The 13799-nt window shown below is 55.5% G+C and carries 8 protein-coding genes; 5 read left to right on the top strand and 3 right to left on the bottom strand.

Annotated elements, in window-relative coordinates; genetic code table 11:
- Positions 1-208: 208 nt before the first annotated feature.
- Positions 209-2236, bottom strand: a complete 2028-nt coding sequence (locus A8990_RS11960) for an ABC transporter ATP-binding protein (RefSeq protein ID WP_116189270.1) — start codon at positions 2234-2236, stop codon at positions 209-211.
- An 84-nt stretch (positions 2237-2320) separates the two neighbouring features.
- Positions 2321-4072 carry an ABC transporter ATP-binding protein gene (locus A8990_RS11965; RefSeq protein WP_116189383.1) on the bottom strand — a complete coding sequence of 584 codons (1752 nt, stop codon included), beginning with the start codon at positions 4070-4072 and terminating at the stop codon, positions 2321-2323.
- Positions 4073-4668: 596 nt separating this feature from the next.
- Here A8990_RS11965 and A8990_RS11970 point away from each other — a divergent pair.
- Positions 4669-6807, top strand: coding sequence for a copper amine oxidase N-terminal domain-containing protein (locus A8990_RS11970; protein ID WP_181909533.1), 2139 nt, complete (start codon positions 4669-4671; stop codon positions 6805-6807).
- Positions 6808-6878: 71 nt separating this feature from the next.
- Here A8990_RS11970 and A8990_RS11975 read toward each other — a convergent pair whose 3' ends face one another.
- The gene (locus A8990_RS11975; RefSeq protein ID WP_116189272.1) at positions 6879-8954 is read right to left on the bottom strand and encodes a GxGYxYP domain-containing protein; all 2076 of its coding nucleotides are present in this window, start codon (positions 8952-8954) and stop codon (positions 6879-6881) included.
- Positions 8955-9256: 302 nt separating this feature from the next.
- On the opposite strand from A8990_RS11975, the gene A8990_RS11980 reads away from it, so the two are divergent.
- From A8990_RS11980 to A8990_RS11995, 4 genes are all read left to right on the top strand, one after another.
- Positions 9257-11440, top strand: coding sequence for a hypothetical protein (locus A8990_RS11980; RefSeq protein ID WP_425463903.1), 2184 nt, complete (start codon positions 9257-9259; stop codon positions 11438-11440).
- Between the two features lie 160 nt (positions 11441-11600).
- Entirely contained in the window at positions 11601-12641 is a 1041-nt protein-coding gene (locus A8990_RS11985; RefSeq protein WP_116189274.1) for a dienelactone hydrolase family protein, read from the top strand.
- Positions 12638-12997 (top strand): VOC family protein, encoded by a 360-nt coding sequence (locus tag A8990_RS11990; protein ID WP_116189275.1) that lies wholly within the window; start codon positions 12638-12640, stop codon positions 12995-12997. The genes A8990_RS11985 and A8990_RS11990 overlap by 4 nt, the downstream gene beginning before the upstream one ends.
- Before the next feature lie 30 nt (positions 12998-13027).
- On the top strand, positions 13028-13606 hold the full coding sequence (locus A8990_RS11995) for a GNAT family N-acetyltransferase (protein WP_116189384.1): 579 nt from the start codon (positions 13028-13030) through the stop codon (positions 13604-13606).
- Positions 13607-13799: the final 193 nt, after the last annotated feature.

The raw sequence follows: 13799 nt of genomic DNA on the forward strand, positions 1-13799 counted from the left end.
AGCGAATTTGGAGCTGAGAGATCCAAATTGGCACTCTCAGCGCGCAAATCGAGCGTTTCGGCAGCTGAGAGAGCGTATACGAGTCTCTCGCGAAGCACGCGAGGCCGAACGCTCGCGAAACCGTTCCGGCTCCGCGAGCCGCCCTGCGCCTCGCGCCTAGCCATAAAGGAAAGGGAGAGCCCCTAACTAAACAAGGCTCTCCCTTTCCTTATGCGCCTATGCTTACAGCCGCGCCGCCTTGCTGCAGCTGGTACATGGCGAAGTACTTGCCGCCATGCGCCATCAGCTCGTCGTGGTTGCCGCGTTCCACGATGCGGCCGCGGTCGAGCACGAGGATTTGGTCCGCCGCGCGGATCGTCGACAGCCGGTGCGCGATGACGAATGTCGTGCGTCCGCGCTTGAGCACGTCAAGCGCTTGCTGGATGATCGCTTCGGTCTCGGTATCGATGCTGGCCGTCGCTTCGTCCAGAATGAGAATCGCCGGATCGAAGGCGAGCGCCCTTGCAAAAGAAATCAGCTGCCGCTGCCCCGCGGACAGCGTGCTGCCTTTCTCGATCACCGGCTCATCGAGCCCGTGCGGCAGCTGCATGAACATGTCGTACGCGCCGACATCGCGGAGCGCCTGCTCGATCTTCTCCCGCGTAATCGCCGGATCGTCCAAGCTAATGTTCGAGGCGATTGTGCCGGTGAAGAGGAACGGCTCCTGCAGCACGATGCCCATATGCTGGCGAAGCTGCTGCTTCGACCAGTCGCGTACATTGACGCCGTCGATCGAGATGGCGCCGCGGTCAATGTCGTAGAAGCGGAAGAGCAGGTTCAGAATCGAGCTTTTGCCTGAACCGGTGTGGCCGACAAGCGCGACGGTCTCGCCCTGCTTCGCGCTGAAGCTGATGTTCTTCAGCACATCTTCGCCTTCCTTGTAGCCGAACGAGACATCCTCGAAGGCAACATTGCCTTTGTAACGCGGCAGCCGCTCGGAAGACACCGGTGTACCCACCTCATCCAGGAGCGCGAACATGCGCTCCGCCGATACCCGTGCCACTTCCAGATTGGACAGTTGGTTCACCATCCCGGTAATCGGAGTCATCATGCGGTTCATGTAATCGATGAATGCGTACAGGACGCCGACCGATACCGCTGTTCCGAACCAGCCGCCCGCGAACATCCAGACAACCGACAGGAAGATGACATTCCGAATCACATTCAGCAAATTGTGGCTCGTCACCGAATTCAGGCGAAGCATTTTGTTCTGGAATTTGAAATACTCGTCGTTCATGACGCCGAACTCGGACATCGTTTCCTTTTGCCGGCGGAACACTTGGATGATCGGCATCCCTTGAATCGATTCATTGATCATGCCGTTAATGTCGCTCAGCCGCGAGCGAATGACATGGTTGAAGCTGGATGCGTATTTGCGGTAAATGACGATCCAGAAATACAGAATCGGCGCAAGCGGCAGAGCAATCAGCGCAAGCCGCGCATCGAGCACGAACAAGGCGCCCATGATCGCAGTCATGTAGATGATGCCGGAGAAGAAGTTCGCCAGTACCGATACATAGAGCTCGCGAATCGCTTCCGTGTCATTCGTGACCCGGGAGACGACCTTTCCCGCCGGGAGGTTATCAAAATATTGCACCGGCAGCTCCTGAATATGCCGGAACACGTCGTTGCGCATCTTGCGCACGATTCGGTTCGCCGACACTTGGAGCAGAAACTTCTGCCCGTATGCGAGTACGGCTCCGATCAGCAGCATGACGACGTAGCCTGCCGCGAGGGTAATCATGCTCTTCAGCTCTGGCTGGTAGAAGCGGTACGTCGCGTCTCGGCTCAGCAGCGCAGCAGGGAACTGCTGTTTGCTGCCATCCTCTGAAGTAACCGTCAGCTTGTCGCCCGAGAAGGAACGCTGCCCCGTATTCGGTACGCCAGCCGCATCGACAAAATAATACGTAAGCCCCGTCTGCAGCACGCGCACCTCGCGGCCTTTCTGTTCGCCGTCTTCCCAGTGATCGGCGCGTTTATAGAACTTTCCGTTGTACGGGACATCGAAGCGCCCATCCTGCTTGCTCTCGTACCACGGCTTCTCAATGCCCATAATATTCGTATCGATCATTCGCTTGGCGAGGAATGGTCCGACCAGCTCTGCGGAGATCGCGAATGCGAGCAGCAGCAGCGCCAGCAGAATCGGCTTCTTGTAATGCCATGCATATTGGAATAATCGTTTTCCGTTATTGCCCATTGGAGGTTTCACCTTCATTTCCTTTTATCTCATCGAAATTCATCTTAATCATCGTTGTTTTTATCATAATCATCGACTTCAGCCTTATTCTTCCGCTAGGGAAGCGAGCTGCTGCCGGTCGTATTGCTCTTTATACCAGCCTTCATTCAGAAGAAGCTGCTCATGCGTGCCTTCTTCGGCAATGCGTCCTTCGTCCAGCACGATGATCCAATCGGCGTGCTGCACAGCCGACAACCGGTGCGTCGTGATGAGCGTCGTTTTGCCTGCCCGTTCTTTGCGAAGCCGTTCCAAAATCTCCGTCTCCGTCTTGGCATCCACTGCCGAGAGGGCATCGTCCAGCATCAGAATTTCCGGGTTCGCGATAACTGCGCGCGCAATGCTGACCCGCTGCTTCTGTCCGCCGGAGAGGGCAACGCCTTTCTCCCCAACGAGCGTTTCCAACCCGTCAGGCAGGAAATGGACATCCTTGCGGAACGCCGCCAGCTCCAGCGCTTGGTTCAGCAGCTCGTCGTCCATTGTGCCGCCGGATACGCCGTACGCAATATTTTCACGAATCGTCTTGCTGAACAGAACGGGCTGCTGCGGTACATAGCCGACCCAGCTGCGAATCTGATCGAGCTCGATGCTGGCAATGGAGACATCGCCGGCTTTCAAGCTGCCTTGACCCATCGGGTATTCACGGAGCAGCTGGCGAAGGAGCGTCGTTTTGCCGCTGCCCGTTCTGCCGACGATACCGAGCGTCTGGCCGCGCTTCAGCTCGAAGGAGATATCGACCAAGTTATCGATTGATGAAGACGGATAACGGAAGGTGAGCCCTTGAGCTGCAATCGAATCCGGTACAGGCACTGCCACTGGCGCGTCTGCGTCCGTTACGTTCGGCTTCACGCCGAGCGTTTCATTGATCCGGTCGAGCGATGCATTGCCGCGCTGCATAATGTTGATCAGCTCGCCGATCGCGAACATCGGCCAGATGAGCATACCGAGGAACATGTTGAACGAAACCATATCCCCGAGGGAAATTTCACCCCGGAACACGAGCCAGCCGCCGAAGCAGAGGCCGATCAGATAACTGATGCCGACGAGGATCTTAAGCGATGGCTCGAACAGCGCATCGATCTTGGTCACTTCGATATTTTTGCGGAATACCTCATCCGTCATATCGCTGAAGCGTTTGCGGTCCGCCTCTTCCTGCACGAACGCGCGAATGACCCGAACGCCGGAGACGGACTCCAGCACCTGGTCATTCAGCTTGCCGAAGGCATCCTGCTGAATCGTGAACCGTTCATGAATTTTCTTGCCAAAATGCTGCATGACTAGCGCGAGTATCGGCAGTGGCAGCATCGCCGCAAGCGTCAGCTTCCAGCTGATGAAGCCGGCCATCATCACGAGAATGGTTGCCATCCAGATGGTGGAATCCATCATCGTCAGAATGCCGAAGCCTGCCGTCTGCGACACGGAGCCGATATCGTTCGTCGCCCGGGCCATCAGGTCGCCGGTGCGGTTGCGTTCGTAGAAGGTCGGGGTCATCTTCAGCAGATGCTTCATCAGCCGCTTGCGAAGCGTACGCTCCAGCATGAAGGAGGAGCCGAACAGCTGCGACCACCAGACATAAGTAATGAGATACACGACGACTGTGAGGCCTGCCCAGGAGAGCAGCAGCTCCGTCAGCTTCTGATGCGTCATCGTGCCTTGGCCGATGCTGTCGATGGCATAGCCGATCAGCTTCGGAGGAATAACCTCGAATATGCCGCAGATGGTAAGCAGCACGAGCGCAAGCGTGTACCGCTTCCATTGCATTTTGAAAAACCAGCTTAATTTACGTAAAACGTCAAACACGTTGATCAACAACCTTTCTTGAATTGAACAGATAAAAAAGAAAAGAGGCCTACCGCCGTAAGCGATACGCCTCATCCCGTGTGCCCCTTGTGTCAGCATGAGAGCTGCACCAGTCAGGCCGGATGTAATAAAAAAGGCGCACGATTACGTTGCCGCAACCATGCACCTACTGTCGTTATCAAGCGGAACTGCTCCGCCTAATCCCGCCCGTTTGCGCGAGGGTTACGTCCAATTGCGATGCTTGCATGGCTTGCATTGCGAGCAAAATGAGTCATTTGTGCTGTCCGTCGATCCATGAGCTTCATCATTGCCGTAACCCTCCTTTCCGTTCATCAAAGTATATGTGCCAATGTATCATTAGCCCCCAAACATTGTCAACGGGGGAAATTTTAAATATTTAGCTTCCTGACGGGATTCCCTCTAACTTCCTCTATTTCCGTAAATAGTTGTAAATGTGTCTATAATATGTCTTTTGTCATTATTTTAGCAACTAATGGGGCAGTTACTGCGTCAAAGGATCTGTATCGGTTGTAAATATCCGGAAGACGAGGCGTTACACGCATTCGGATATGATTAGCGAGCAGAGGAGACGGAGCATGAAATCTTTGAAATGGATATTGATCTTATCCACCTTAATATTGCCTTTATCGACGGCAGTACCGAAGGATACTTTTGCAGCGGGCACAGCAAGCACGACGACAACCACGGGCACGACGCTTAATCCGTGCACACCGACAGACCCTGGCACAACTACGCCGGACCCAGGCACAACGACAGACCCTGGCACAACTACGCCGGACCCAGGCACAACGCCGGTCGTTCCGTGCACACCAACGACGGGCACTGACGTGCCAGTGCAGACAGACCGATTGGATTTGACGATCGGAAGCGCGGCGATGCTGCACAACGGCAGCACATATCAATCCGCGCAGCCGGTAGCGAGCGTGAACGGCAGAACGTTCCTGCCCTTCAGCTCGATCGCAGCCCGCTACGGATACAAAATCTCGTACAATGCCAAGACGAAGGAGTCCATCGCAGCAGGCAAGCAGCACACGCTCGTGTTCAAGGTTGGCAGTGACGTAGCGGTTCGGGATGGCGTTACGACGAAGCTCGCCGGTGCGACTTTTGCATCGAATGGTTATTTGATGGTCCCGCTTCGCTCTTGGGGCGAAATGTCGGACAGCACAATTGCGGTTGTAGGCAAGCAAATTACGCTGAAATGGTCGTCTATCGTCATTCCGCCGAAGCCGACGGCGGATTTCGAAGTGCAGCCAACGGAGATTTACGCCGGGCAAACGCAAGTTACTTATATTGATCACGCGACCAATGCAACAGGTCAGCCTTTCGTGAACGAGCTGTGGGATGGCCGGATGGATGTCTTCCCTCAAGCTGGCACATACACGATCACCAGACAAGTTGAAGACAGCAACGGCACCTGGAGCGATCCGTACAGCGTCACCATTACGGTTAAGGCACCGAACATGCCGCCAGTTGCGGACTTCACAACAGATCAGACATCGTACCGCATCGGCGAAAATATTACGTATACCGATATCAGCTCCGACGATGAGAATGCGATTGTTCGCAGAACCTTCGCAGGCAATGATAAAGTATTTTTCGAGCCGGGAGACAAGAGCGTTACGCTGGAAGTTGAAGACAGCCATGGCTTGAAATCGACGATTACGAAGACCGTTACCGTTACGAACGAAGTGCTGTACACGAAGGATGAATACGGACGTCTGTTCACGGCGCCAGGAGATATCTATTCCATCGATGGTGCATCCGTTCTGAATTTCGCTACGAACAAGTACACGATTCAATCGGAGCCTTCCCAGCTGGTACGGGCGAACAGTCCCGAGACTCTTGTTCAAGAAGGCATTGAGTACCACGCTCAAATGACGGGCAAGACACGGTTCATGTTCCATAATGTGAACAAAATCGGCTACCCGGTTACGATTCATCTGCTCGCTACGAACATGGGAAGCAGCACGGTGAAATGGAATAAATCGACAATCGGGATGGGCGGACCGACAGCGTCTCCGGAATTGGCTGGCAAGCTGTCCACATCGCGTTATCTGGCATCGCTCGCGAGCAATCCTCAGCCTGTATGGTCGACGATTGCGCCAGGCGAGACGAAGGAGATTTTGCCGGAGATTGCGAAGGTGCCGCTGAAACCGAGTGAAGCTTTCAGCTCGTACGCCGACGTCTACTCCGACAAAGAGCTGCAATTTACGGTAGTCGTAACTGCAGTGGGCAAGGACCCTGTCGCAGAGCTGCCGAATCTGCCGGTTATGCCGCGGGACGGCGTTCACGTTAGAGGTACCTTCTTCAACTCGGACCGTTACATTGAAATTTCCAGCGTGCTTGGAAATGCGCCGGAAATGATCAAGATCGGCGATGCGGTCATCGATCCGAACCTCGATGGCATCGACGAGACAACGGGGAACCTCGAGTATAACAAAGGCAATTACGGGGTGCTGTACCAAATGCATCTCTCGCATGTCGCGCCGAATACGCTCATTTCGTTGAATCCGCGTGCGGGCTTGTACACGGGCGCGTTCCTGATCAACGGCGAGCTCGTAACGGTGTCATCGCTGAGATATAACAACCAGGCTACCGTTCTATACCGGACTGGCAATCAAGAAGAAGCGGTCGATATTACGTTCACCGTCGCTTCGGGCGGCTACTTGCCGGTCGCGATGATATTCACGCAGCTGCCGCCGCTTCGCTCATAGCGCAATACCGCAAAAGAAAAGAGAGTCGCCTATTTTGGCGACTCTCTTTTTGCGCTTACGAGCGCGAGCGCTTAGTTCTTCAGCCCGTTCGCTTCGCGAATCAGCGAGAAGTACTGGTCTGCACGCACGACCTGATACTCAGGGCCGAGCGCTGCCGTCATGTTAACCACATCCGTAGGCGTCATGCTCCATGCCAGCAGGCCGAGCGAGACGAAGAGCGGCGACTTGCCGTCCCATTTCGCTTTTGCATCTGCGAGAATGTTCTTGCCGTCTTGCGCCGTGCTGATGCCTTGGATCGTCGAGACAGGCAGCTTGCCCTGCTCAATCTCGACGCCATAATGGCCTTCCCAGCTTTGGAACACGCCCGGTACATGCAGGTCGTTCACATAGGAATTGGCTTTCGATTCGCTAAGCGGCACGTTCTGGCCGTCGATCCGGTTCAGAACGTAAGGAATCGTCATGCCGGTCTTCTTCAAATACGAATACGATTGCTTCATGAACGAAGAGAACGTGCTCTCCGGCCATGCATTCGGGTAGAAGTAGCCTGCGCCGGATGGGCCTGCAATGATCTGATCGTTCGCCGTTGCCGTGCGCTTGTAATAGTCCAGCATCGCAGGCGCGCCGTCGACCAGAAGCGGGCTTGATGTCCAGTTGATCGGCACTTTGCCGCGGTTCGGGTCATCCCAGAGAATGCGCAGACGGTGCTGGTTGTACTGGAAGTTGTCGCCTTCGCTGAACGTATAGGTGACATAGATCTTGTTCTCGAGATTCGGTGTTGGAGCCGGTTTCGCGTTACCAGCGACACTCTTCGCGCCGGAGAAGACGGTCATGTTGCTGAACCAGTCCGCGGCAAGAACGTAAACACTGTGATTCGAGGTCACTTCAGTGCCGTTGAACTCGCCGTCAACGTCGTTGCTGAACCAGCCGAGGTAAGGCGAGCCTGGCTCAACATCGGACAGATAGCGCTCGAACAGTTCTTTCTGCGCAGGCACGTTAGAATCGAGCCAAACGACCATCGCTTTGTTTGCGACCGCGTAATCGCGCAGGTAGCCGTACGGCTCACGCTGCTGCGAGGATGCCGGCTGCTCGCTGCCTGCAGTCACTTTGTATTGGTTCCACATATCGACCGATGCAGTCAGCTGCTTCGTGCCGGCAGGAGGCGTGAACTTGTAGACAAAATAGCGGCCGTTGTCCGCGAAGCGATGGCCGCCGCTGCCGGAGGAGAGCTGCGAGCTTTGCGGATCGTACAGGAACGGTGTCTCGTCGTCCGTACCCGGAATGAAGTGCGCGATCGTCTGGCCATCAGCCTGAACCGTCACTTCATGGACAGCCGTGCCCCAGCCATCCTGCGGGAAAGCATCGTCGAAGCGCAGGTACACATCGGATCCGCCAAGGAAGCTTGTCAGATCGAGATCGTACACCTTGCGGTTCTTCGCGTCACGCTCCTGCGTCGTTTCTTGCGCAATCGTCTTGAACGAAGGCGGCAGCGTATCCGGCAGCTTCACGGAAGTGTCCGGGCTTAGGCCGACCAGCATCCGGTGAGAAGTCTGGCTCCACAGATTCTCGTACGCCCAAGTGTAGGCGTCGACGCGGTCCTTGAATTTGCCTTGAAGGTCATCCAGCACCGTCAAGTTGTAAGGAGCAGCGGTCAATTTTGCCGCGAGCTCAGGGCTTGCCACAACCGCGCCTTTGATCCCGGCCAGCGTTGTTGCGACGTTGATGGAATCGGATACTTTCGGATCGTAGACGATGATGCCTTTTGCTTCATTCGCAAATTTCTTGACGATATCCCAGTAGTTGTCGCGCACCTTGTATGGGACGTCGAGGTCGTTCAGCCATGTGAACTTGCCCTCTTCTTTATTTTCGAGCAAATAAATCCGAGGCTCCGTGCGGTTTACAATCCCCTGCAGCGTAGCCAGCAAGAGCTTGATATCTCCAGGCGCATCGTATACATCAGCCACTTCCAGCTGCTTCACCTTGGCGAAGGTAGGCAGCTCTTGCTGCTGCGGCCATGAGATCGTGGAATTAATCGGCTTTGCGCTAGTTGCCTGCTCCTGCGCATTGTCGGGAGCGGCGGCTGAAATGCCGACCGATAAGGATACCGTACAAAGTAATGCGAGACTGATAGAAGCGATTCTTCGGATCAAAGTGCACACCTCGTCTTAGCAAAATTTTAGCGCTTCATCGCTCTGGCCTCGTTCGTTCACCTCCTATACGGCGGAGCGTTAGTGCCATAGTGCATATTTAATATAATCTATATAATTCGCACAATAGATTCGACAAAGGTTATCAAGAAACTACAGCGAATGAGCAAGCAGAACTAGGTGGGATAAAATAAAACATGTGCAAATCTGTTCATTTTAGTGATTTTAATATATATTGAATATATACTAACTAGATGAACGGAAATGGAGCCAATACGACGATGATCTAGGGAGGAATGAGGCAATTGAAGAAGGCAAGAAGCGAATGGACCGGCTTTCAGGAGTCGCGTCCATATGGGCCGAAGTACGATCTGCGGACAGATTTTGTAATGGTGTACGGCATCTCGAAGGATCTGGAAGGCCGTATTGAAGGCTGGAAGAAAGCCGGCTATACGATTCATCTGATGACTGGCGTTTCATGGGGCGAATATCAGGACTATCTGTACGGCAAATTCGACGGGCGCGACCATTGGGACGAAGCGCAGAAGGACCGCGCCGGCAACCATCTGCTTCATGGCAAAGACGTGCCTTACATGGTGCCGACGATTTCTTTTGCCGAATATCTGGCGACGTTCATCAAGAAGGCGATTGACGCTGGCGTAGAAGCGATCCATATGGAAGAGCCGGAGTTCTGGGCGGCAGCAGGCTATTCGGACGCGTTCAAGCGCGAGTGGCTGAACTTCTACGGCGAAGAGTGGATCGCGCCGCATTCCTCCCCTGACGCGCAATATCGCGCATCGAAGCTGAAAGCGCAAATGTACTACCGGGCGCTGGACCGGCTGTGCAGCCAGATGAAGGAGTACGCGCTCGTGACGTATGGCCGCACTGTTCGTTTCTATGTGCCGACGCACAGCTTGATCAACTATACGCAGTGGCGGATTATTAGCCCGGAGGCGCTGCTCGTTTCGATGCCGTCGTGCGATGGTTTCATTGCACAGATTTGGACCGGCACGTCGCGGACGCCGAACGTGTATCAAGGCGTTCGCCGCGAGCGGACTTTTGAGACCGCTTACTTGGAATACGGCAATATGCAGGAGCTTACCCGCGGAACGGGGCGGGAAATGTGGTACCTGCACGATCCGATCGAGGATAACCCGCGCTACTCCTGGGGCGATTACCGCAAAAACTATTTCTCCACCGTCGTCGCCTCCCTGCTGCACCCTGAGGTGAAGCAGTATGAGGTTTGTCCGTGGCCATGGCGCGTGTTCTCGTTGGAATACCCGCGGGGAGCTGCAGACAGAGAGACGATCCCTGGCGATTATGCGACGACGCTCCTGACAATCATGGAAGTGCTGCGGGATATGCATAATCATGAAGAGGAGAAGGCTGGCGAGCACTATACGTCCGGCATCGGACTTTGCTTCGCGAACTCCGCCATGTATCAGCGGGGCGATGTAATTCCTGAAGGGGAGAAGGATACGGCGGAGTACAAATACGACGGCACGACGACGTCCGATCTGCTCTCGCCTCCGCAGAGGGAGCTGCTCGACTTCTCGGCTTTCTACGGCATTGCGCTGCCGCTCGTGAAGACCGGCATTCCGCTTCGCACGGTGCAGCTCGATAATATCCTTACTTTCCCGGGCTATCTGGATGGATACCGCGTTCTGCTGCTGACTTATGAGTTCATGAAGCCGGAGCATCCGGGCATTCATCAGTCGATCAGCCAGTGGGTACGGGAAGGCGGCGTGCTCATCTACATCGGCGACGGATCGGATCCGTTCCATACGGTGAACGAGTGGTGGAACCGCAGCGGGGCGCGCCGGACGTATGAGCGGCCGGAAGAGCATCTGTTCGAATCGCTCGGACTCGGACGCAATCCGGTAGAGGGCGAGCACGCGGTTGGCGATGGTTCTGTGCTGTTCTTGCGCAAGCATCCGGCCGAGCTGTCCCGTTCTGCTGATGGTGCGAAGGTGGTGCAGGAGCATGTGCGCCGTGCGCTTGCAATCCGCGGCGAGGAGAGCGACTACAAGGAGCAGCAGGTGCTGCAAATTAAACGCGGTCCTTATCTGATTACGCACGTGCTGGATGAAGCCCGGGCGAACGCTAAGAGTGAGAATGTTGTGCTGCAAGGCTCGTTCATCAATCTGTTCGAGGCTGAGCTTCCGGTTATTAAGACGGTGGAGCTGGCACCGGGCGACGACAGCTTGCTGTATGACCTCAGCGATTTGAAGACGACGGCAGGTACTCCGCAAATCTTAATCAGCTCCTCGAAGATTCGCGACGAGCAGCTGGAGGGTGCGCGCTTCTCCTTCGTGTCCGAGTCCCCGTCGGATATGACGATCAGCACGCGGATCGCAGTAGCGAGCGAGCCGGTTCGTGCAGGTGCAGGAGGCGCGGCAATAGAGTGCAAGTATGACGCGGAATCGGGTACAGTGCTGCTTCGTTACCCAGGCGTGCCGGAGGGCATTGCGGTCAGCTTGGAATGGTAAGCTTATTAGCTTGGTAGTTGCTCGATACTCGAGATTAGCCGTCTTCTGGCCATTTGGTCAGGGGGCGGCTTTTTCATTTTATTTGGGGATCGCAGGCAGGGAGGAGTTCAGCTGTTCTTTCGCGAAAATGGTTGTAAGTATATATGAGGAGGAGCAGCAGATGTGGAATCCAGACGAGTATTTGGAGTCTTTCTATAATCGGGTTCAGCTAAGTGAAAGCTTTGCGGCAGAGACGCAGGAAGAATGGCAGGCATGGAGGGAGCGGCTTCGCGGCCGGTTCGTGGAGCTGCTCGGCGGTTTCCCTTCGGAAGCAGCGGAGCTTCAGCCGGAGCTGCTGGAATCCGTCGATTGCGGGAGCTATACGCGGCAGCGGATTCAGATCCAAACGTACAGCGGGCTGTTCATGCCGGTGTACGTGTTAATTCCGAAGTCGTACCGGGCAGACGACGGTGCGGTAATTGCGCTGCATGGCCATGGCTACGGCAGCAAAGATATCGTTGGGTTGAATGAGGATGGCACGACGCGGACGGGCGACCCGGGGTATGAGAAGGATTTTGCCGTGCAGCTGGTTGAGCGGGGGTTCCTGACGGTTGCTCCCGAGCTGTTCGGCTTCGGTGACCGCAGGCTTGCCGAGGACTCGGACAAAGGGAACTCCTGCCACCGCCTGTCGACGTTTCTGCTCGCGATGGGGCAGACGATGTCCGGTTACCGGGTGTATGAGACGCTGCGGTGCGTCGATTATTTGCTGACGCGCGATGATGTCGACGCGGAGCGGATCGGCGCGATGGGCATCTCGGGCGGCGGTCTCGTCGCTTCCTTCGCGGCAGCGGTCGATGATCGTATCTCCGCCGTCGTTGTGAGCGGCTATGCGAATACGTTTCAGGCGAGCATTCTCACGATTCCGCACTGCGTGGACAACTTCGTCCCGGGGCTGTCGCTCGTGGCGGAGATGCCGGATTTGCTCGCTTTGATCGCGCCGAAGCCGATGCTGCTGGAGTCGGGCACTCGCGATCCGATTTTCCCGGAGCATGCCGTTCGAGCAGCATATGAGAAGCTTCGTGGTGTGTACGGGCTGCTCGGCGTGGAGGAACGTATCGTGCTCGACCTGTTCGAGGGCGAACATGAAATATCGGGTAAACAGGCATTGGCGTGGCTGCAGCAGGTATGGGGAACATTTTCGGGAGAGGAGTCTGTGCGATGAAAGCCGTAAAGTTAAGACCTTTCATTCCGTCGGGCAAGGATTATGAGCTGGCGATTCGATTCTTCGAGGAGCTGGGCTTTGAGAAAAGGTACTCGGACAGCGGGCTGACCGTCTTCCGAAGCGGTGAGCAGGAGTTTTACCTGCAAAATTACCACAACCAGGAGATGCAGGACAATTTGATGGTGGAGCTGGAAGTGGAGGATTTGGATAGCTGCTGGCAGCTGATTGAGGGTATTGTGCGGTCCGAGGCTTATCCGATTCGGGCAAAAGAGCCGATGGATTACCCATGGGGGAAGCGGGAAGTTCATCTCGTTGATCCTTCCGGCGTGTGCTGGCATTTATCGCAGACGAAATAGCATCTAGAGAGAGGAATGGACGGGATGGTAATGGACGTAAAACCTGTTGTACTAACTGGCCGACGCGTGGAGCTTGTGCCAATGGGGCGCGAGCATGTGGAAGGTTTATATGAAGCCGGGCGTTACCCGGAAATTTGGGAGATTACGCAGGGAACGATCGCTACGCTAGATGATGCAAAATCGTACGTGGAGAAAGCGCTCAGCCAGCAGGGAGATATGCGGTTTGTGATCAAGGACCGGGAATCCGGGATTATTCTCGGCAGCACGCGGCTGTTCGATATCTCCGTCGCCAACCGAGGGCTCGAGATCGGCTCGACATGGCTGACCCCTTCGGTATGGCGTACGAGCGTGAATACGGAGTGCAAGTATTTGCTGCTGCGGCACTGCTTCGAGACGCTCGGTACGATCCGCGTCCAGCTGAAGACCGACATGCGCAACACAAGATCGCAGCGGGCGATCGAACGGCTCGGCGCGGTGAAGGAAGGCGTGCTGCGCAATCATATGATTTTGCCGAACGGGATGATTCGCGATTCGGTCTACTTCAGCATCCTCGACCGCGAATGGCCGTCGGTCAAGGAGCGGCTGGAGAGTTTGATGAACCCGCAGTAGGGCTGCGGGTGCGCGAACGTCGCGCTGCAGTGATGAGCTGAGAGTCGGAATTTCCGACTCTCATGCTCGAGTTGACGGGCTTTTTCTGCTGAGAGTCGGGTTTTCCGACTCTCAGCTCTCCAAACGCGCCGAAAGACGGCTGAGAGAACGGATATGTGCTCTCAGCACGCCCTCGCACCACACTAACCCATTC

This window comes from Paenibacillus taihuensis (genome assembly GCF_003386535.1).
Classification (GTDB): Bacteria; Bacillota; Bacilli; order Paenibacillales; family Paenibacillaceae; genus Paenibacillus_Z; species Paenibacillus_Z taihuensis.

Bases quoted from the DNA above. Each gene is read 5' to 3' on its own strand.
- A8990_RS11985 (WP_116189274.1), top strand. From the start codon at position 11,601: ATGTGGAATCCAGACGAGTATTTGGAGTCTTTCTATAATCGGGTTCAG.
- A8990_RS11995 (WP_116189384.1), top strand. From the start codon at position 13,028: ATGGACGTAAAACCTGTTGTACTAACTGGCCGACGCGTGGAGCTTGTG.
- A8990_RS11970 (WP_181909533.1), top strand. From the start codon at position 4,669: ATGAAATCTTTGAAATGGATATTGATCTTATCCACCTTAATATTGCCT.
- A8990_RS11960 (WP_116189270.1), bottom strand. From the start codon at position 2,236: ATGGGCAATAACGGAAAACGATTATTCCAATATGCATGGCATTACAAG.
- A8990_RS11990 (WP_116189275.1), top strand. From the start codon at position 12,638: ATGAAAGCCGTAAAGTTAAGACCTTTCATTCCGTCGGGCAAGGATTAT.